20 protein-coding genes and 1 pseudogene are annotated in these 19,947 nt (G+C 67.2%); 10 read left to right on the top strand and 11 right to left on the bottom strand.

Annotation, left to right across the window (positions count from 1 at the left end; genetic code table 11):
* Nucleotides 1-75: 75 nt before the first annotated feature.
* From BLT60_RS12470 to BLT60_RS24045, 4 genes and pseudogenes are all read left to right on the top strand, one after another.
* Nucleotides 76-1,140, top strand: coding sequence for an ATP phosphoribosyltransferase regulatory subunit (locus BLT60_RS12470; RefSeq protein WP_090876805.1), 1,065 nt, complete (start codon nucleotides 76-78; stop codon nucleotides 1,138-1,140).
* Nucleotides 1,137-1,817: pseudogene (hisG, locus tag BLT60_RS12475) on the top strand (ATP phosphoribosyltransferase); the annotation flags it as partial. The gene BLT60_RS12470 and the pseudogene hisG, both read left to right, overlap by 4 nt.
* A gap of 201 nt (nucleotides 1,818-2,018) precedes the next feature.
* Nucleotides 2,019-2,180, top strand: a complete 162-nt coding sequence (locus BLT60_RS12480) for a DUF1127 domain-containing protein (RefSeq protein WP_090876807.1) — start codon at nucleotides 2,019-2,021, stop codon at nucleotides 2,178-2,180.
* A 14-nt stretch (nucleotides 2,181-2,194) separates the two neighbouring features.
* A complete protein-coding gene (locus BLT60_RS24045; RefSeq protein ID WP_139167824.1) occupies nucleotides 2,195-2,356 on the top strand; it encodes a YjiS-like domain-containing protein in 162 nt (53 codons plus the stop codon).
* A 72-nt stretch (nucleotides 2,357-2,428) separates the two neighbouring features.
* Here BLT60_RS24045 and BLT60_RS12485 read toward each other — a convergent pair whose 3' ends face one another.
* Nucleotides 2,429-3,064 (bottom strand): DNA-3-methyladenine glycosylase I, encoded by a 636-nt coding sequence (locus tag BLT60_RS12485; RefSeq protein WP_090876808.1) that lies wholly within the window; start codon nucleotides 3,062-3,064, stop codon nucleotides 2,429-2,431.
* Between the two features lie 298 nt (nucleotides 3,065-3,362).
* On the opposite strand from BLT60_RS12485, the gene BLT60_RS12490 reads away from it, so the two are divergent.
* From BLT60_RS12490 to BLT60_RS12500, 3 genes are all read left to right on the top strand, one after another.
* Nucleotides 3,363-4,016 carry a L,D-transpeptidase gene (locus BLT60_RS12490; protein ID WP_090876809.1) on the top strand — a complete coding sequence of 218 codons (654 nt, stop codon included), beginning with the start codon at nucleotides 3,363-3,365 and terminating at the stop codon, nucleotides 4,014-4,016.
* Nucleotides 4,017-4,325: 309 nt separating this feature from the next.
* Entirely contained in the window at nucleotides 4,326-4,862 is a 537-nt protein-coding gene (locus BLT60_RS12495) for a L,D-transpeptidase (RefSeq protein WP_244521268.1), read from the top strand.
* Nucleotides 4,863-4,981: 119 nt separating this feature from the next.
* Complete coding sequence (locus BLT60_RS12500; RefSeq protein WP_090876810.1) at nucleotides 4,982-6,463, top strand: MDR family MFS transporter; 1,482 nt, start codon at nucleotides 4,982-4,984, stop codon at nucleotides 6,461-6,463.
* A gap of 7 nt (nucleotides 6,464-6,470) precedes the next feature.
* On the opposite strand, the gene aceB is transcribed toward BLT60_RS12500, so the two are convergent.
* From aceB to BLT60_RS12530, 7 genes are all read right to left on the bottom strand, one after another.
* Nucleotides 6,471-8,081, bottom strand: a complete 1,611-nt coding sequence (gene aceB / locus BLT60_RS12505) for a malate synthase A (RefSeq protein WP_090876811.1) — start codon at nucleotides 8,079-8,081, stop codon at nucleotides 6,471-6,473.
* 154 nt (nucleotides 8,082-8,235) lie between these two features.
* A complete protein-coding gene (gene sbmA, locus BLT60_RS12510) occupies nucleotides 8,236-9,516 on the bottom strand; it encodes a peptide antibiotic transporter SbmA (protein WP_090876812.1) in 1,281 nt (426 codons plus the stop codon).
* A 161-nt stretch (nucleotides 9,517-9,677) separates the two neighbouring features.
* Nucleotides 9,678-10,937 carry a YbiU family protein gene (locus BLT60_RS12515; RefSeq protein ID WP_210185608.1) on the bottom strand — a complete coding sequence of 420 codons (1,260 nt, stop codon included), beginning with the start codon at nucleotides 10,935-10,937 and terminating at the stop codon, nucleotides 9,678-9,680.
* Nucleotides 10,938-10,968: 31 nt separating this feature from the next.
* A complete protein-coding gene (gene glcF / locus BLT60_RS12520; RefSeq protein WP_090876813.1) occupies nucleotides 10,969-12,279 on the bottom strand; it encodes a glycolate oxidase subunit GlcF in 1,311 nt (436 codons plus the stop codon).
* A 9-nt stretch (nucleotides 12,280-12,288) separates the two neighbouring features.
* Nucleotides 12,289-13,488: a glycolate oxidase subunit GlcE gene (gene glcE, locus BLT60_RS12525; protein ID WP_090876814.1), complete on the bottom strand. Its 1,200-nt coding sequence runs from the start codon at nucleotides 13,486-13,488 to the stop codon at nucleotides 12,289-12,291.
* Nucleotides 13,489-13,513: 25 nt separating this feature from the next.
* A complete protein-coding gene (locus BLT60_RS24365; protein WP_175478413.1) occupies nucleotides 13,514-13,678 on the bottom strand; it encodes a hypothetical protein in 165 nt (54 codons plus the stop codon).
* A gap of 69 nt (nucleotides 13,679-13,747) precedes the next feature.
* Nucleotides 13,748-15,190: an FAD-linked oxidase C-terminal domain-containing protein gene (locus tag BLT60_RS12530; RefSeq protein ID WP_090876815.1), complete on the bottom strand. Its 1,443-nt coding sequence runs from the start codon at nucleotides 15,188-15,190 to the stop codon at nucleotides 13,748-13,750.
* A gap of 146 nt (nucleotides 15,191-15,336) precedes the next feature.
* On the opposite strand from BLT60_RS12530, the gene BLT60_RS12535 reads away from it, so the two are divergent.
* From BLT60_RS12535 to BLT60_RS12545, 3 genes are read left to right on the top strand one after another with little or no spacing between them, the layout of a single operon-like run.
* Nucleotides 15,337-16,116, top strand: a complete 780-nt coding sequence (locus BLT60_RS12535; protein ID WP_090876816.1) for a (Fe-S)-binding protein — start codon at nucleotides 15,337-15,339, stop codon at nucleotides 16,114-16,116.
* Nucleotides 16,117-16,119: 3 nt separating this feature from the next.
* The gene (locus BLT60_RS12540) at nucleotides 16,120-17,547 is read left to right on the top strand and encodes a LutB/LldF family L-lactate oxidation iron-sulfur protein (RefSeq protein WP_090876817.1); all 1,428 of its coding nucleotides are present in this window, start codon (nucleotides 16,120-16,122) and stop codon (nucleotides 17,545-17,547) included.
* A complete protein-coding gene (locus BLT60_RS12545) occupies nucleotides 17,544-18,212 on the top strand; it encodes a LutC/YkgG family protein (protein ID WP_090877144.1) in 669 nt (222 codons plus the stop codon). The genes BLT60_RS12540 and BLT60_RS12545 overlap by 4 nt, the downstream gene beginning before the upstream one ends.
* 30 nt (nucleotides 18,213-18,242) lie before the next feature.
* On the opposite strand, the gene BLT60_RS12550 is transcribed toward BLT60_RS12545, so the two are convergent.
* The 3 genes from BLT60_RS12550 to BLT60_RS12560 all read right to left on the bottom strand — a co-directional run bounded on the left by BLT60_RS12550 (nucleotide 18,243) and on the right by BLT60_RS12560 (nucleotide 19,935).
* Nucleotides 18,243-19,217, bottom strand: coding sequence for an AraC family transcriptional regulator (locus tag BLT60_RS12550; RefSeq protein WP_090876818.1), 975 nt, complete (start codon nucleotides 19,215-19,217; stop codon nucleotides 18,243-18,245).
* Between the two features lie 140 nt (nucleotides 19,218-19,357).
* Nucleotides 19,358-19,639, bottom strand: a complete 282-nt coding sequence (locus BLT60_RS12555) for a PAN domain-containing protein (RefSeq protein ID WP_175478414.1) — start codon at nucleotides 19,637-19,639, stop codon at nucleotides 19,358-19,360.
* Between the two features lie 38 nt (nucleotides 19,640-19,677).
* Nucleotides 19,678-19,935, bottom strand: a complete 258-nt coding sequence (locus BLT60_RS12560) for a hypothetical protein (RefSeq protein ID WP_090876820.1) — start codon at nucleotides 19,933-19,935, stop codon at nucleotides 19,678-19,680.
* Nucleotides 19,936-19,947 lie beyond the last annotated feature (12 nt).

Genomic DNA, 19,947 nt, shown 5'->3' on the forward strand with positions numbered 1-19,947 from the left:
CGCCCTTCGGGCGGTCCCCCCTCCCCGCATGCGGGGAGGGATCAGCGCTGGCGCTTCGGACCGCGGTTCCGCCGCATGACCGACTACGCTCCCCTCCGCGATCTCTTCACCGAGGCCGGCTACGGCTTCGTCGAGCCGCCGATCCTGCATGACGCCAACGTCTTTGTTGAACTGGCGGGTGAGGACCTGCGCCGCCGGCTGTTTCTCACGCAGGCGGCCGACGGCGCCGAGATGGCGCTCAGGCCCGACTACACGATCCCGGTCTGCCTGCATCACCTCGCCAACGGCCCGGCCCGGCGTCGCGCCGGCTATGCGTATCTCGGCCCGGTGTTTCGCCAGCGTCGCGACGAGGCGAGCGAGTTCGTCCAGGCCGGCGTCGAATCCCTCGGCCGTACCGACCGGGTCGCCGCCGACGCCGATACCCTGGCATTGGCGCTGGCCGCGGTCGACAGTCTCGGCGTCCGCAAGCCCACGGTCCGGATCGGCGATGCCGCGCTGTTTGCCGCGGTCCTCGCCGGCCTTGATCTCAGCGCGCCCTGGCAAAAGCGCCTTGCCCGGACCTTCGGCGACACCGGGCGGTTGAAGGCCCAGATCGCCCGCGCCGCCAGGGGCGTGCCGCACCGGCAGGCAGCGACCAGCCGCGCCGCGGCGCGGCGCAAGGCGGCCGAGATGCTCGCCGCCACCGGTCTCGGCACGATCGGCGGCCGCACCGCCGACGAGATCGCCGCACGGACGGTCGAGAAGGCGGCGCTCGCCGCCGGCATCGGCGCACGGCCGGCGCGCATCCTCGGCCGCTTCCTCGATGTATCGGGCCCGGCGGTTCCGGCGCTGAAAGAGCTTCGCACCCTCCTCCGCCGCAGCAGGATCGACGCGGAAAAGGCGCTCGACGGCTTCGAGGCACGGCTCGCCGCCTTCGAGGCGCGCGGCATCGCCCTCGACCGCCTCACCTTCGCCGCCGATTTCGGCCGACGCCTCGACTATTACACCGGCTTCGTCTTCGAGATGCACGCGCCGCGCGGCGCCCGGCCGATCGTCGGCGGTGGCCGCTACGACCGGCTGGTCGCGCTGATCGGCGACGGCGGCTCGGTGCCGGCGGTCGGCTTCGCCATCTGGCTGGACAGGATCGGAGCCGGCCGATGAGCGCCCCCCTCGTCATCGCCATCCCCTCCAAGGGGCGGCTGCAGGCCGATGCCGCGAAGCTCTTCGCCAGGGCCGGTCTCGACATCCGCCAGGAAGGCGCCGAGCGCAGCTATCGCGGCACCATCGTCGGGGTGAAGGGGCTGGAGGTCGCCTTCCTGTCAGCGCCCGAGATCGCCCGCGAGATCGGCGCCGGCGCAGTGCATCTCGGCATCACCGGCCGCGATCAGGTCGAGGAGGCGGTGCCCGACTTCGCCGAGCGGACCGAAATGCTGCTGCCTCTCGGCTTCGGCCATTGCGATGTCGTCGTCGCGGTGCCGGAGGCATGGATCGACGTCGTCACCATGGAAGACCTCGACGACGTCGCCGCCGACTTCCGGCCGCGTCACGGCCGGCGGCTGACGGTGGCCACCAAGTATATCAACGTCACCCGTCGCTTCTTCGCCGGCCACGGCATTGCCGACTACCGGATCGTCGAGAGCCTCGGCGCGACCGAGGGCGCACCGGCGACCGGCGCCGCCGACCTGATCGTCGACATCACCTCGACCGGCGCGACGCTGCGCGACAACGGTCTGAAGATCCTCGCCGATGGCGTCATCCTCAAGTCGCAGGCGCACCTTGTGGCAAGCCGCACGGCCGCCTGGGACGCAGCCCAGCGGCGGACGCTGGACAAGGTCCTGAGCCCACTCCGCACGTTGATCGGGACGTCGGCGTAGCCCCGAAAACGGGCACCTGCCGCCCACGCGCCCCGGGTCGCGGCCTCACCGTGCCATGCGCTCTCGCCCGTCGAGCCGCGCTCCGGATGCATTGCTGCGTTGCAGCATCCGCTCTTTTGCCAACCGGCGTAACGCCTACATTCCGGCCAGCAAAGGAGACAGCCAATGTCACGTTTCTCGAACTACTTCGCCGGGTTTTCCGAGCGCTTCAAGGCCGCCCGGTTCAACCAGGTGCTGAACCAGATGAGCGACCGCCAGCTCGCCGACCTGGGCGTTACCCGCGCCGACATTCCGCGGCATGCCCGCGAGATGGCGCACCGGACCTGACAGGACCAAAGACCATGAACGCATTTGCCAAACTCTTCGGCGGCATCGCCGATGGCTTCCGGGTTGCGCAGCTCCATAGCCAGCTCGACCGGATGAGCGACCGCCGGCTCGAGGATATCGGCCTCAACCGCCAGGACCTGCCGCGCAAGGCAATGGAATGGGCGACCCGTCGCTGATCCACGCCTGCCAGACAAGACCCTGAAGACTCGGGCGGCCAACAAGCCGCCCTTTGTCTTTCCAGGGCGTCGTCACGACGGGCGCTTGAAGGCCTTTCGCTGGCGTTCGACCGCGGCCCGGCAGAAGCAGCCCTCGACGTGGTCGTTGACCACCCCGACGCCCTGCATGAAGGCGTACATCGTCGTCGGGCCGACGAAACTCCAGCCGCGTTTCTTCAGGGCTTTCGACAGGGCCAGCGATTCCGCCGTCTTCGGCATCGCCCGCAGAGTTTCCCAATCCAGCCGCTTCGGCCGCGTTTCCGGGGCCGGCTCGAACCGCCAGACAAAGGCGGCCAGCGACCCCTCCTCCGCAACCAGTTCGACGGCCCGGCGTGCGTTGTTGATCGTCGATTCGATCTTGCCGCGATGGCGGACGATGCCGGCATCGCCGAGCAACCGTTCGACATCCTTGTCGCCGAAACGGGCGACCTTGCGGAAGTCAAAGCCCGCAAAGGCTTTGCGGAAATTCTCCCGCTTGCGCAGGATGGTCAGCCAGGACAGGCCGGACTGGAAGCCCTCGAGGCAGATCTTCTCGAACAGCCGGGTGTCGTCGTTGACCGGACGCCCCCACTCCCCGTCGTGATAAACGGCATAGTCCGGCGTGCTGCCGCCCCAGACGCAGCGTTTCTTGCCGTCCTCGCCGACCGTCAGTCCCTCGGTATCCGCCATGGCCCTCTCCTCGACGGCCCTTGTTCGCACGAGTCGACCGAGACCGGAAGCGATGGGCGCAGCGCTCCTGACACGCTTCGTTAACCCCTGGTTAACCATAAATCCGTCGGAAAGCGGCGTGTTGCCCGGGACAAGGTTTCGTTCACCATTCGGTTGGGTTTTTGCTTCAAGCTGCGATTTCGGAACGGCTCAACGAAAACACCACCCGGGACAGCGTCGTCATAACCCGGCCGTTTCCAATCGATTTTTGCAGCCGGCCCCCGCGCCGGCCGCTTCGACGCGCAAACCGGGTAGGTGCATGAAGAGTCTCGTTACCGTTGCCGCGCTCTGCGCGTTCGCATTCGCCGGCACGGCGGAAGCCGGCCAGGGGTTCAGCGTGCCCCGCCCGCCCGCCGTGTTGAGCCCCGACCTCGCCTCGCCATGGCTGCGCCAGACCGAGCCCGGCGGCCGGCCGACCGTCTCGCGCAAACGCACCACGGTGCGCGCCCGGGCGGCTCCGCCCCCGATCGCACGGCAGTTCCTGCCGACCATGGTCCGCTATTCCGGCCCCGAAGCGCCAGGCACCATCGTCATCGACACCAACCGGCGATTCCTGTTCCTGGTCCTCGATGGCGGCAAGGCCAAGCGTTACGGCGTCGGCGTCGGGCGCCCGGGATTCTCCTGGGCCGGCGCCCATACCGTCACCGCCAAGGCCGAATGGCCGACATGGACGCCGCCGGAAGAGATGCGCCAGCGCGAGCCGCACCTGCCGGTTTCGATGGAAGGTGGCCTCGACAACCCGCTTGGCGCACGCGCCCTCTATCTCGGCGACACGCTCTACCGCATTCACGGCTCCAACCAGCCCTGGACGATCGGCCAGGCGGTCTCGTCCGGCTGCATCCGCATGCGCAACGAGGACGTGGTCGATCTCTATGACCGCGTCCCGGTCGGGACCCGGGTCATCGTCATGTAAATCGCCGCACCGGGGACGGGGAAGCGGCCACCTGGGGGCCGCGCGGCAAGGGGTCGCTCGCGGGGATGCGCCGGGCGGCCCCCTTTTTGTGTTCACCGCAACTTTATCGATGACCGGTTGTTGCTTGCCCGGACTCCCGGTAGTCTGATCATGGGTAACGGGATCTGCAGGCGCGTTCTTGGCGGCTGGACAGGCGTGGGGAAGCTCCAGATGTTGGTCAGACGAATCGCATTCGCGTTCGCGCTGCTTGGCGCCGCGGTCATGGGACTGCCGGCCGAAGCGGGCTTTTTCCGCGATCTCATCGCCAACATGCAGACGAATGGCGGCGGCAACGGCAGCTCTTTCTATCCCGAGGAAGTCTCGAAAAACCGCGTCGCGCCGTTCCGCTACCGGCGCCAGACCGTCGATTTCAAGACCAGCCAGAAGCCTGGCACCATCGTCATCAATACCAATCAGCACTTCCTCTATTATGTGCTCGGCAACAATCGCGCCGTCCGCTACGGGGTGGGCGTCGGTCGCGACGGTTTTGGCTGGAACGGCACGGTAACCGTCGGCCGCAAGGCCGAATGGCCGACCTGGACGCCGCCGCCGGAGATGATCGCCCGCGAAAAGAAGCGCGGCCGCATCCTTCCCGCGCAGATGGAGGGTGGCATCCGCAACCCGCTTGGCGCGCGGGCGCTCTACCTTTACCAGGGCGGTCGCGACACGATCTATCGCATCCACGGAACGTCCGAGCCCTGGACAATCGGCCTCAACGTCTCGTCGGGCTGCATCCGCATGCTCAACAAGGATGTGATCGACCTCTACAACCGCACCAAGGTCGGCGCCAAGGTCGTCGTTCTCTAGAAAATCGGTCGCAGGATCGTTATATCGGTCGTCTATCGATCGTTTCGCCGCCGCGGTGCTGATTGCGGCAGCGATCGTTCGTTGTTCCCTCCGAACCGCGAATTCAGGCTGACCCGTCGATGACCACTCCCGCGGCGCCCACCGGCGCCACCATCGGCCATGCCGAGATACGGATCATCCTGGTCGGCGTCGTGCTGGCGATGCTGCTCGGCGCCCTGGACCAGACCATCGTCGTTACCGCCCTGCCGACCATCGGGCGGGAGCTCGGCAATGTCGAAAGCCTCTCCTGGGTGGTCACCGCCTATCTGGTCACCGCGACCGCCGTCACCCCGCTCTACGGCAAGCTCAGCGACATCCACGGCAGGCGGGTGATGCTGATGGCGGCGATCTCGATCTTCCTGGTCGGCTCCATCGCCTGCGCGCTGGCGCCCAGCATCAGCTGGCTGATCGCCGCCCGCGCCTTTCAGGGTCTCGGCGGCGGCGCATTGATCTCCCTCGGGCAGACCATCATCGGCGATGTCGTCGCGCCGCGGGAACGGGGGCGCTACCAGGCCTATTTCGCCGCCGTCTTCACCACCGCATCGATCGCCGGCCCGGTGCTTGGCGGCTTCTTCGCCGAATACCTGCACTGGTCCTTCATCTTCTGGATCAACCTGCCGCTGGGCATCGCCGCCTACCTGATGACCAGCCGGGTCCTCAAGCTCCTGCCCCGCCACGACCACCCCCATTCACTCGACCTGATCGGCGCCGGCCTGATGCTGATCGCGACGATCTCGCTGCTGATGGCGCTGACCTGGGGCGGCAGCACCTACCCCTGGGCGTCGGTCGAGATCATCGGCCTCTTCGCCGCCTCGGTCGCCGGATGGGGCCTGTTCGGCGCCCGCCTCGCCAGCGCCGAGGAGCCGTTCATCCCGCTCAGCGTGCTGGGCAATTCGGTGGTGCGCAACGGTGTCGGCGCGATGTTCTTCGCCGTCGGTTCGCTGGTCGGCCTGTCGGTGTTCATGCCGCTCTATTTCGAGGCGGTCCTCGGGCTCTCGGCGGCGGCATCCGGCGTCGCGCTCATCGCCCTGATGGGCGGGGCGGTGACCGGCGCGACGATCTCGGGCCGCATCATGGTCCGCTACACCCGCTACAAGTGGACGGCGGTCGCCGGCCTGGCGCTGGCGACCGTCTTCACGACGGCGCTCGCCTTCTGGCCAGCGTCCCTCTCCTTCGTCGGCGTCGAGATCCTTCTCGCCGTCATCGGCATGGGACTCGGGACGATCTTCCCGATCGCCACGACGGCGGTCCAGAACGCCGTGCCGCTGCGCCAGCTCGGAACGACGACCGGTGTTCTCAACTTCTTCCGCTCGCTCGGCGGCGCGATCCTGGTGCCGGTCTTCAGCGCCATCTTCCTGGCCTCGGTCGCCGCCGGCGGCGACCTTGCCTCGGTGCAGACCGTGATTCTCGAAGGCTCGCGCAACGGCGTCGATTTCGCCCATGTCTTCACGGGCGTCTTCGCCGCCGCCGCCGTGGCCCTGCTCCTCGCCTTCTTCTTCCAGCTGGCGATGAAGGAACTCCCGCTCCGCAGCCAGCTCGACGTCGTCGCGGAAAGCGGCTAGCGCCGCCCTACTCGATCAGCTTGTAGGCCGGCAGGGTCAGGAAGGCGACGAGCTCGTCGGCGGTCGAGAGCGTGCGGAACAGGTCGATCGCCTCGGGGAAACGGCCTGCGGCGTAGTTGTCGGGACCGATCTCGCCCTTCACCCGCTCCATCTCCTCGGCAAGGCAGGTCTCGAAGAGCTCCTTCGTCGCCTTCTCGCCGCCGTCAAACGTCGCCTCGAAATGCAGTTGCTGCCAGATCTGCGAGCGGCTGATCTCGGCGGTCGCCGCGTCCTCCATCAGGTTGTAGAGCGGCACCGCGCCACGGCCGCGCAGCCACGCCTCGATATACTGGACGCCGACGCGGATATTCTCGCGCATGCCGTCGACGGTGCGCGTCCCCTCGTGGACCTTGAGCATGTCCGCCTGGCTGACGCTGACCTCGCTCCGCAGCTTGTCGAGCTGGTTCGGCGTCGGCATGTACTTGTCGAAGACCTCCATCGCCACCGGCACCAGGTCGGGGTGCGCCACCCAGGTCCCGTCGTGGCCGTTCTTCGCCTCGCGCTCCTTGTCGGCGCGGACCTTGGCGAAGGCCGCCTCGTTGACTTCCGGATTGCGACGGTCGGGGATCTGCGCCGCCATGCCGCCCATGGCGAAGGCGCCGCGATGGTGGCAGGTCTTGATCAGCAGCTCCGAATAGGCGTCGAGAAAGGCCTTGCCCATCACCACCTTGCTGCGATCGGGCAGGAGGTATTCGGGCTTGTTCCGCAGCGTCTTGATGAAGGAGAAGATGTAGTCCCAGCGGCCGCAGTTGAGGCCGGCCATGTGCTCGCGCAATTCGTAGATGATCTCGTCCATCTCGAAGGCGCCCGGCAGCGTCTCGATCAGCACCGTCGCCTTGATGTGCTGGCGCGGCATCTGCAGCATGTCCTGGGCGTGGGTGAAGACGTCGTTCCACAGCCGCGCCTCGTGATGGCTCTCCATCTTCGGCAGGTAGAAATACGGCCCGCTGCCCTGGGCCAGCGACTTCTTGGCGTTGAGGAAGAAATAGAGCCCGAAGTCGAACAGCGATCCCGACATCGGCTGGCCGTCGACATAGAGGTGATCCTCCGGCAGGTGCCAGCCGCGCGGCCGGACCAGCAGGACGGCCGGCTTGTCGGAGAGCTTGTAGTCCTTGCCGTTGGTCGGATCGGTGAAGTCGATCTTGCCGTCCCAGCGATCCTTGAGGTTGATCTGGCCCTCGACCTGGTTGGCCCAGGTCGGCGAGGTCGCATCCTCGAAGTCGGCCATGAAGACCTTGGCGCCGGAGTTCAGGGCGTTGATGATCATCTTGCGGTCGACCGGGCCGGTGATCTCCACCCGCCGGTCGAGGAGATCGGCCGGGATCGGCGCGACCTTCCAGTCGCCGTCGCGGATGTGCTTCGTCTCCTCGAGGAAGTCGGGCAACGCGCCGGCGTCGAGCGCCGCCTGGCGCTCCTCGCGGCGTTTCAGCAGCTTCTGCCGGGTGGTGTCGAAGCGGCGATGGAGGTCGGCCAGAAAGGCGAGGGTCTCGTCGTTAAGGACCTCCTCGTAGCGGTCGCCCCAGGCGCCGCGCACTTCCACACCGGGCACGTTGATCTTCGCTGCTTCGACGCCGGACATTCACCCCACTCCGCGTTTGTTTCGTGATGGCCGAGGCCATTGGCGTCGTTATGGCACAGGCCGGAGCCGGACTGAACCAGCGACGTGGCCGAAATCTGCGCCATATCGCCGGCCAAACCCGCCATTCGCCCCGGATCGGCGTTGCCGGCGGCGCCTAGGCCGGCCCCGCCATCGCTTCCTTCTCGATGTCGGGCAGCGGCTCGTTGTCCAGCGTCGCCTCGAAGGCCTTGAGGCGCTTGTAGATCGAGATCAGCTCGACGATCGTCGTCCACGAATTGACCAGATACTGGAACGAGGATTCGACCCGGCCGAAGGCCCGGATGATCTGCTGCATGACGCCGAGCGTGAAGCCGGCGGCAAGGATCGTCGGCGCCAGCGCGATATAGGGGATCAGCACGCCCGCCTGCAGGTAGCCGTAGCGGACGACGTTGAAATACAGGTAGTTCCAGTAGATGCGGAAATAGTTGCGCCGCACGTCGGCATAAAGCTCGTTCAGCGTCGGCGGCTGGGCGCGGTCGGCGTTGTCCTCGCCGAAGACGAGTTCCTTGCGGTAGGCGGCCTCGACGCGCTGGTTGCGGAATTCCAGTCCCGGCAGGCGGATGCCGGCGATCGCCAGGATACTGGTGCCGAAGGCGGACCAGACGATGGCGACGAAGACAAGCGCCTGCGGCACCTCGCCGATGATCGGCAATTCCTTCACATGGACCGACAGCCCCCACAGGATCGGCAGGAAGGCGAGCAGCGTCATCACCGAGTCGATCAGGGCAACGCCGAGGCCCTCCATGATCGAGGCGAAGCGCATGGTGTCTTCCTGGACGCGCTGCGAGGCGCCCTCGATGTGGCGGAGCCGGCCCCAGTTGGCGACGTAATAGTCGTTCATCGCCGTCCGCCAGCGGAAGATGTAGTGGCTGACGAGGAAGCGGGTCAGCACCGCGACGGTGATCGCCACCAGCGCGATCCCGGCGAAGGTGGCGATCTCGCCGTAGAAGGCGGCGGGCTCCACCGACCCGGCCTCGCCCAGCGCCGATTGCACCATGTTGTAGAAGCGGCCGAACCAGTCGTTGATCATCACGTCGACCTGGACCTGGAACCAGGTGACGAAGATGATCACCGCCGAGGCGACCACCGACCACCAGAACCAGCGGTGCGGCGACGCGAAGGCCCAGAAGGCGCAGAACAGCGCCGAACAGAGGAACATGTACTGGTAGGCCCAGAGATCGGCCGCGAAGCCGCTCTGCGCGGCAAAGCCCGCTTTCGCCACGTCGTCGGCGGTGTCGGGCAGCGCTACCGGGTAGCCGTAGCCGAAGATGTCGCCAATGGTCAGCGATGGACCAAGGTCGCGGGCGAACAGGTACCAGGCCGCCATGCCGACCGCCGCCCAGACGATCGCGGAGAGGAAGAACAGCTTGGGCTTCGGGAAGAAGGACGAGAACACGGAGGTCGCCTCTTTCTGTCACGGGGGCGCAGGATCGCGCCCGGGTCCCGGCGATGGCAGCCGGCAGGCTACGATGGGCGATGCCCATGGCGGGCGCAATGCCGGCCCGGGCCGCATAAGTGCTGGAATAGAAAAAAGCGCACGCGCAACGTGCCGGCGCCTCACCAGGGCTCGAGACCGTACTGCTTTCGCCCGATAGGGGTCAGGTCGTCGATCGTCGCGCGGTCGATCCAGTCGGTCTCGTAGTCCTCCGCGATAAAGTCGCTGGGGCTGCCGCCGCGCAGGAAGGCGCGGCCGCAATCCACGCCATAGGCGGCGTTCTTCTCGCAATAGGGGCTGACCGGGATATACATCACGTTGCCCCAGCGCTCCTGGGCGCTGACTTCGGCGACGGCGTGGATGACGTCGCTGTGCCACCACACGGTATCGCCCGGCTCGATCGCCGGGATCGGCGTCAGCGCCGGCATCAGGAGGGCGTGGTAGCTGTCGCTGATCGGCAGCGCCTGGCCATTTGCCGCACCGCAGAGATCGTCGGCGGCGACATCCTCTTGCAGTGCCCGCAGCAGCACATGGGTCATCGCGTCGGGAATGGGCACGACATGCAGGACCCCGTCCTCCGGCTGCATCGCCGACAGCGCCGTCCAGCCCTGGAAGGTGCGGAAGGCCGAACATCCCGTGTCGGAGGCGTATTCATGGATGGTGGAGCGGTAGGCCGCGTCCCAGGGGTCATAGGCCTGCCACTCGCCGGCGAAGATGTGACGGAAGGCCTTCTGGTACTCGGGCAACAGCCAGCGCTCGATCGACCCGGAATCGGTATGCGGCGAGAGCCCTCGTGACGACGAGCCCGGCTCGCGTCGACGGATGCGGTCGGGATAGCCGGTGTCGCGGGTCGGGTCGAACCAGACCTGCCCCTCGGACTCGGTCTTCCAGAAGCCGTTGAGGAACGAGCGGACAGCGACCATCCGCTCGTCCTGCCGCGCCTTGATCTGCGGCTTCGACCAGTAGATCGGGTAAATCTGCGGCTTGCTCGAGGCGAGGCCGGCGAACACCTGGTCGGCCGGGCCGCGATAGGTCTCGGCGAACCGGTTGGTCTCGAGATAGGCGGCGATGTCGCGGTCCCACTGCTCGGCCTCGGGACGATCGAAGGTTCCCTTGACCACCGCGCAGCCGCGCTCCCGCACCGCTGCCACCATCTCCTCGGGCACCGTCCCGCCAGCGATGTCGTCGAAATCGATGACCGGAAACACCACCTTCCCCGCCGCGCGTGCCTCGACGACCTCGGCGACCTTGCCACGCATCGCCGCCTCGACATCGGCCAGCGCCGCGCCGACGTCGCCGATCTGGTCACGCAAACGCTGCTTGGTGTCACGGATCGCCCCCGGCAGATCCTCGGGCAACGGCGTCATCATGATGGGCGGCATGTGAGGTCCCTCGCGTATCGAGTCGTGGCGCCTATCGCAGCCCGGCGAGTTTTTCCGGGCGCGGGCCGCCATAGGCCCAGTCGAGCAGTTCGACGGTATGGACGACCGGCAGGTCGGTGCCGGAGCCTATCTGGGTGATGCAGCCGATGTTGCCGGCGGCGACCAGTTGCGGGGCGGTCGCCTCGATATGGCCGACCTTGCGGTCGCGCAACTGGCCGGCGATCTCCGGCTGCATGAGGTTGTAGGTGCCGGCCGAGCCGCAGCAGATGTGACTCTCGGCCGGCTCGCGGATGACGAAGCCGGCCTTGGCAAGCAGCGCCTTGGGCGCGGCGGTGACCTGCTGGCCGTGTTGCAGCGAACAGGCGGCGTGATAGGCAACCGTCAGGCCGCTCGCCTCGGTCGGTTCGCCGAGACCGATCAGGTCGAGATACTCGGTCACGTCCTTCGCCAGCGCCGAAACCGCCGCGGCCTTGTCGGCATAGGCGGGGTCGTTGCGCAGGATGAAGCCGTAATCCTTGACCGTCGTGCCACAGCCGGAGGTCGTGACGATGATCGCGTCGAGCCCGCCGTCCTCGATGACGCGGGTCCAGGCGTCGACATTGCGCCGGACCTGAACGTGCGACTCCTCCGCCCGGCCCATGTGGTGGACGAGCGCGCCGCAGCATCCTTCCCCCTCGGCCAGCACCACCTCGACACCCTGGCGGGTCAGGAGCCGGATCGCCGCGTCATTGATGCCGGGATCGAGCACCGACTGGGCGCAGCCGCGCAGCACCACCACCCGGCCCTTCCGTTCGCCCTCCGGCCGGAAGACGCCGGGCCGGTCGGCATTGGTCCGTGGTGGCAGTGTAGCGGGCGCCAGGGTCAGCATCGGCGCAACTTTAGATAGCCCCGGTATCCGCTTGAAAACACTTGCAAAGGGTCGCACGAACCAGGCCCCGATCAGGGCGACGCGGAAGCGTCCTGGATAAGGCAGCACCGCCGCCAGCAGCGCCCGCGTCATGCGGTCGAGCAAGGGCCGGTGATAGGTCTCGTGGATGCGGGCGCGGGCGTGATCGACGAGGTGCATGTAGTCGACACCGGACGGACAGGTGGTCATGCAGGCGAGGCAGGAGAGGCAGCGATCGATATGGGTCGTCACCTCCTCGTTGGCGGGCTTGTCACCCTCCAGCATGTCCTTGATCAGGTAGATGCGCCCGCGCGGACTGTCGAGCTCGTCGCCGAGCAGCAGATAGGTCGGGCACGTCGCGGTACAGAAACCGCAATGCACGCAGGTGCGGAGAATCTTCTCCGACGTCGCGACATCGGGATCGGCAAGCTGGGCGAGGGTAAAATTGGTCTGCATGGTCTGGCTTCACACACCCGCATACATGCGGCCGGGGTTGAGGATGCCGGCCGGGTCGAAGCGCGCCTTGAGCTTGCGCGTCAGGTCCATCAGCGGCGGGGCGAGCGGCTGGAAGACGTCGGTGGCAAGGCGCACCGCGTCGCTTGCCTTTACCAGCGTCGCGTGGCCGCCAAGCGGTGCGATCGCATCGCGGATGACGGCGGCCCCGGCGTCGAAGCCGCCGGTCTCGGTCGCGATCCAGACCAGCCCGCCGCCCCAGTCGTAGACCACCCGGCAGGCGAAGGCGGCGCGGGCGGCCGCGGCGATCGCCGGACCGTCGCTCGGCTTGACGGAAACCTTCCAGACCGCCGCGTCATCCGGCGCGCCCAGCGCCTCGAGATCGCCGACCGCCCGCCACAGCGTCCGCGTCGCGTCGGCGTCGAGCGACTCGGTGGCGCCATAGGGGGCCAGCAGGGCAACAAGGTCCTTCATCCGCTCGTCGACGGAGTCGGCAAAACCCTCGAGGCGGATCAGCGTCCGGGCGACATCGCCGTCGCCTGCCGGCAGGTGCGCCGCGCCGGTGACGGAGAAGGGCGAACCGAGAGCGGTCGACAACGCTTCGACGGCGCGGTCGTCGTCGAGCCCGTTCAGCACCAGAGTGACCTCCGTCTCCGGCGAGGGCTGGACCTTGAAGGTCACCTCGGAGAGGACCGACAACGTGCCGTAGGAACCGGCAAGGAACTTGACCAGGTCGTAGCCGGTGACGTTCTTCATCACCCGGCCGCCCGACTTGATCAGCGCGCCGGCCCCGGTCACGGCGCGCAGGCCGATCAGGCTGTCGCGCGCGGCACCGACCTGGATGCGGCGCGGGCCGGAAACATTGGCGGCGGCGACCGCGCCGATGGTCGGCGTGCCTTGCGATCCAAACAGCCGGCGGTGGTCGACCGGTTCGAAGCCGAGCCGCTGGTTCTGCGCCGCCAGCGTCGTCTCGATTTCGGCAAGCGGCGTCCCGGCCCGCGCCGAGATCACCAGTTCGGCGGGCTCATAGAGGGTGATGCCGGTGAGGTTGGCGGTCGACAGGCTCTCCGCCGTCTGCATCGGCCGGCCGAGCCCGAGGCGCGTCGCACCGCCGGCGATGGCAAGCGGTACTGTGCGCGCGCCCGCGTCGGCGACAGCCTCGACGAGCTGCGCCTCGTCGTCGGGCGTGGTGACCGGCGCGGCTATCGACATGGCCGCCCCGCACGCCCGTCGAGGGTCAGGTCAGCAGCGGGCTGAAATGGACGCCGAGATAATACGGCCAGACGACCAAGGCCCAGACCCCGCGCCAGAAGCTGAGGTCGAGATACCCGAGCGTGAAGAGCCAGCCGGCGAACCAGAGCAGACCGATGGAACTGTGCTGTTCGATCTTGATCTTCTGCATGCCGGCCATCATAGGCGCGACCGCCGTTCCCGCAATTGATATGACTCAAAGGTGTGTCCTGCATGAAATTCAGGCTGAAACGGCCGGGCGGCCTTCGAGGGGGAAGACTTTCGCCGGGTTGAGTTTCCAGCCGGGATCGAAGACGCTCTTCACCTGCATCTGCTGGTCGAGATCGACCTGCGTGAACTGCTCGCTCATCAACTCGCGCTTCTCGATGCCGACGCCGTGCTCGCCGGTCAGGCAGCCGCCGACCTCGACGCAGACCTTGAGGATGTCGCCGCCGGCCAGTTCGGCCTTCTCGAGTTGGTCGGGGTCGTTCATGTCGTAGAGGACGAGCGGATGCAGGTTGCCGTCGCCGGCATGGAAGATGTTGGCAACCGCCAGCCCGTAGCCCTCGCAGATCGCGGTGATCCGGCTCAGCACTTCCGGCAGGCGGCTGGTCGGGATGACGCCGTCCATGCACATGTAGTCGGCGATGCGGCCCATCGCGCCGAAGGCCGACTTGCGCCCCTTCCAGATCGCGGCACTCTCCGTCGCCGATTGCGAGATGCGCAATGTCGACGGCTTGAAGGCCTCGGCGATTCCGGTGATCCGGGCGATCAGGTCGGCGATCTCGGCCTCGGAGCCCTCGACCTCGATGATCAGCAGCGCCTCGACGTCGAGCGGATAGCCGGCATGCGCGAAGGCCTCGCAGACCTTGATCGCCGGCCGGTCCATGTATTCGATGGCGACCGGGATGATGCCGGAGCCGATGATCGCGGCGACGCAGGCGCCGGCGGATTCGGCCGAATCGAAGCCCATCAGCATCGGCCGCGCGCCCTCGGCGGCGCGCAGGATGCGCACGGTCGCCTCGGTGACGACGCCAAGCTGGCCCTCCGAGCCGATGACCAGGCCGAGCAGGTCATAGCCGGCGGCGTCGCATTCGCTGCCGCCGATATCGACGATCGTGCCGTCGAGCATCACCATCCGGAGGCCGAGGATGTTGTTGGTGGTGACGCCGTATTTGAGGCAATGGGCGCCGCCGGAATTCATCGCGATGTTGCCGCCAATCGTGCAGGCGAGCTGGCTCGACGGGTCGGGCGCGTAGAAGAAGCCCTGCCCCGCCACGGCGTTGGTGATGTTGACGTTGGTGACGCCGGTCTGGACCCGCGCCACCCGGTTCGCATAGTCGATGTCGACGATCCGGTTGAGGCGGGCGAGACCGAGCACCACCGCGTCCTCCGACGGCAGCGCCCCGCCGGAGAGCGACGTCCCGGCGCCGCGGGCGATCACCTTGGCGCCGGTGCCATTGAGAAAGGCGAGGACTTTCGACACTTCCTCGGTCGATCCCGGCAGCACCACGGCCAACGGTACGGCGCGATAGGCGGTCAGCGCGTCGGTCTCGTAGGCGCGGCGTTCGTCCTCGGTGGCGATCACGTGTTCGGCCCCGAGAATCGCGACCAGGCCCGCGACGATCTCGTCGCGACGGCCGATCACGGCCTCGTCGATCGCCGGCATGGCTATATGCGTCATCGGTGCTGTTGCTCCCTCGCGCCCCATGATATCCGAATGATGGCGTGCCGCCACCCAATCTGCGTGCAGATCGAGTTGATCAGGCAATGCCCGGCCTGCTATCGACTGGTACAGCGACGCGAAAATCCCGGAAAATGCGAGGAAGAATGGCGGACGAAAAGGCGCGACGGCCGAAGGTGGGGCTTTTCGTCACCTGTCTTGTCGATCTCTTCCGCCCGACCGTCGGTTTCGCCGCGGTCAAGTTGATCGAAGCCGCAGGTTGCGACGTCGAGGTACCCGCCGCCCAGACGTGTTGCGGCCAGCCCGCCTTCAACTCCGGCGACGATGGCGACACCCGCGCTATCGCCCGCGGCGTCATCAAGGCCTTCGAGTCCTACGACTATGTCGTCGCCCCGTCCGGCTCCTGCGGCGGCATGCTCAAGCTCCATTACGCCGGGCTGTTCAACGACGATCCGGCCTGGAAGGCGCGGGCCGAGGCTTTCGGCGCCAAGGTCCATGAACTGGTCAGCTTCCTCACCGACGTGCGCGGCATGAAGGACGTCGCCGCCCGCTTCCCGGGATCCGTGACCTATCACGACTCCTGCGCCGGCCTGCGCGAACTGGGCATCCGCGACCAGCCGCGACAGTTGCTCGGCTCCGTCGAGGGTCTCAAGCTGGTCGAGCTGAAGGACGCCAATGTCTGCTGCGGCTTCGGCGGCACCTTCTGCGTCAAGTATCCCGACATCTCGAATGCGATCGTCGAGCGCAAGACCGAGGAGATCGTCGCGTCCGGCGCCGAAACCCTGCTGGCCGGCGACATGGGCTGCCTGATGAACATGGCCGGCAAGCTGCAGCGCGAGAACCGGTCGGTGTCGGTTCGCCACGTCGCCGAAGTGCTGGCCGACATGACCGACGTGCCGCCGATCGGCGAGACGCGGGAGTCCTGATCGATGGAAATCACCTCCAACACCTTCAAGAAGAACGCCCGCGAAGCGCTTGCCGACCCGGCCTTGCAGCGGGCGATGAGCCATGTCCGGTCCGGCTTCATCGACAAGCGCGCCCGGGCGGCGGCCGCCCTGCCCGAATTCGACGAGATCCGCGACACCGGTCGCGACATCAAGAACCACACGCTCGCCCATCTCGACCTCTATCTCGAGGCCTATGAGGACCGGGTGCGCAGCGCCGGCGGCGAGGTCCATTACGCCGAGACCGCCGAATCCGCGCTGGAGACCGTGCTTGGCATCTGCCGCAAGGCCAACGCGAAGACCGTCACCAAGGGCAAGTCGATGATCGCCGAGGAGATCGGCCTCAACGAGTATCTCGAGGAGCATGGCATCGAGCCGGTCGAGACCGACCTCGGCGAATACATCATCCAGCTCCGCCACGAGGGGCCGAGCCACATCATCGCCCCCGCCGTCCACCTCAACAAGGACCAGGTCGAGGAGAGCTTCCGCGCCGCCCATACCGACCTGCCGGCCGATCGCGACCTGTCGGAGCCGACCTCGCTGCTCAACGAGGCCCGCGGCATCCTGCGCGAGCGGTTCCTGGCCGCCGATGTCGGCATCACCGGCGCCAACTTCCTCGTCGCCGAGACCGGCACCTCGGTGATCGTCACCAACGAGGGCAATGGCGACCTCACCCAGATCCTGCCGCGCGTCCATATCGTCGTCGCCTCGATCGAGAAGATCGTCCCGACGCTCAACGACGTCAGCCAGATCATGCGGCTCCTCGCCCGCTCGGCGACCGGCCAGGACCTGTCGGTCTACACCACGTTCTCGACCGGCCCGCGCCGGCCGGACGACCCCGACGGCCCGGACGAATACCACGTCGTCATCCTCGACAACGGACGCTCCGAGATGCTCGGCTCGGAGTTCAAGGAGGCGCTGCGCTGCATCCGCTGCGGCGCCTGCATGAACCACTGCCCGGTGTACCAGGCGGTCGGCGGGCACGCCTATGGCTGGGTCTATCCCGGGCCGATCGGCGCGGTGCTCGATCCGCAACTGATCGGCATCGAAAAGGCCGGCAACCTGCCCAACGCCTCGACCTTCTGCGGCCGCTGCGAGGAAGTCTGCCCGATGCGGATTCCCCTGCCGAAGATGATGCGCCACTGGCGCGAGAAGGAATTCGAGCGTCACCTGTCGCCGGCCACCGCCCGCTACGGCATCGGCTTGTGGGCCTTCTTCGCCAGGCGGCCGCGGCTCTATCAATGGGCGACGCGCTGGGCGATGCGGGTCTTGGCCAACGGCGCCATCGGCAAGGGACGCTATACGTCGCTGCCGCTTGCCGGCGGCTGGACGAAATACCGCGACTTCCCCTCGCCGGAAGGCGATGGCCGGACCTTCCAGGAACAATGGGCCGCGCGTCGGAAATCGGCATGAGCGACCGCGAGACCATCCTCGGCAAGATCCGCCGGTCGCTCGCCGTCGACACCAACGATGTCGGCCGCCGCGCCATCGTCATCGCCCGGCTCGAAGGCACGCCGCGCGGCATCGTGCCGAAACGCGGCCAGTTGCCGGCGGAGCAGCGCGTGTCGTTGTTCAGCAAGATGGCCGAAAAAGTGTCAGGCAGCGTCGGCCGCGTCGCGAAGCCGGAAGACGTGCCGCGCGCCGTCGCCGAATTCCTGCGCGAGAACAACCTGCCGGCAGCGATCCGCACCGGCGGCGATCCGCTGCTTGCCGGCATGCCGTGGGACGACACGCAGGTCGAGGTCTCGCACGGCCCGAGCGATGGCGGCGATCCGGTCGGACTGAGCCACGCCGTCGCCGGCGTCGCCGAGACCGGCACGCTGGTGCTGACCTCCGGGCCGGACAACCCGACCACCCTCAACTTCCTGCCCGAGACCCATATCGTCGTCGTCGCGGCGGAGGATATCGCCGGCGACTACGAGACCGTATGGGACGACCTCCAGAAACGCCACGGCAAGGGCCACCTCCCCCGCACCGTCAACCTCGTCACCGGCCCCTCGCGCTCCGCCGACATCGAGCAGACCCTCTTGCTCGGCGCCCATGGTCCAAGACGTTTGCACATCGTCGTGGTGGGTTAGGCGCGCGACCTCCCGACTGCAGCCGCACCGTCAGCCTGCCTTCCGCGCCTCCGTCGGGTTCATCCCGAAGCGGCGCAGGAATGACCTGTTGAAGTAGGAGATGTCGCCGAATCCGCAGTCGATCGCCACCTCGGCGATCTTCAGCCGGCGGCTGCCGGGGGCGGTCAGTCGTTCCATTGCCCGCTCCAGCCGGGCTGCCAGCATCAGCGACGAGAAGGTCTCGTCGACCTCGGCGAGCAGCTTGCGGATGTAGCTCTCGGAGACCCGCATGTCCCGCGCCAGATCGCCGATGCGAAAGTCGCGGCTTGCGGCGTTCTTGCGTATCGCGATGTGCACGACCATGCGTCGGGCGGCGCGTATCCCGCGATCCTGCGCGACGTGCCAGGCGTCCCGGTTGGTGCCGATGGCCAGCGCCGCGAGGTCGAGAAGGTGCTCCTGCACGGTGGACACCGTCGCGGGCGTGAGCGTCACCGTCTCGCCAAGGACCATCCGGCTGTAGCCCAGCAGAAGACGCAGGGCGTCGCTGTCGGAAGGCACGACGGTGCCGAGCAGCAGGTCGATGTCGGCAACGCGCTCGGCGAGGCGTTCGACCGGCAGGTTAAGTGTCATGAACGTCCCGGCTTTTGACAGGGTTCGCCCGACCTCGCTCGACCGGCGCACGAGGCAATCCCCGGCATCGAGCGTCTCGTCGAACCGGCCCTGTTCGACCCTCAGCGTCGTATTCTCGGGGATCAGCATGACGACGTCGCCGTTGCCGTCATCCAGCAACGATCTGTCCCGGGCGCAGGAGATCGCACTGATCTCGCCGCGGCTTACCGAGACGTCCCCGACGCTTTGAAAGGCTGCATCGTAGAAGAGCGGATCGTCGTCGAGCGGCGCCATGTCGAGACGGACAATCTTGCGCCCGAACTCCTCCCGCCAGATCTCCAGCCGATCCCGCGCCGGCAGCATCTCGGTGGAAAACCGAACGGGTTTGCCGATCGGCGTCGCCTCGTCGCCTGCCATGGTTCGCCGCCGCCCCCTGACCACCGCCTCGACCGGTAACCGACGGATACCGGTGCGACCGAACGATGGACGGCGTTCAGGTTGGCGTCAAGAAGCCCGGAAGGCGACGGCCTTCCGGGCAGGCAGGGACGATGAGACGGTCAGAGTTCGCCGCAAAAGCCGCGCTCGGACTCCTCTTTCTTGAACACGCCCTTGATGAGCTTGCACTGTCCCGGCATCGAAGAATCGAAGCTGTGCGGCAGGAAGGACCAGCTGTCACAGCCGTCGGTCGTCTTGCAGGCTTCGACGCATGCCTCGGGATCGGTGAAGGTGTCGACGAAACCGACCTGGTCGACCGGCGTGATCGAACACTTCTCGAAGTCCTGTGCAGCCACCGGCCCGGCGACGCCGAGCGCCAATGCGGCTATGATCACTGTCTTCATGCTCTTCTCCTCTTGCATCTTCAGGGTTCCGGCGCGGCTCACAGGCGACCGCAATAGTCGCGATCGTCGTCCACCTCTTCATCCACCGCCGCCATCAGACGGCACCATCCCGGACCGGTCTCGGGACGGAAATTGTGGGGGGTATACGACCACGCGGCGCAGCCTTCCGTCTCGACGCAGGCGGCTTTGCAAGCCTCTGCCCCAACGATGTCATAGGCGCTCGCGATGAGGCCGGCCTTCGGGTAGAATCGACAATGCTGCTCTTCCGCGCCGGCCTGTACCGCGAAGACCGCCATCCCCGCCGCCAG

The sequence above is a fragment of the Bauldia litoralis genome, assembly GCF_900104485.1.
Lineage (GTDB): Bacteria > Pseudomonadota > Alphaproteobacteria > Rhizobiales > Kaistiaceae > Bauldia > Bauldia litoralis.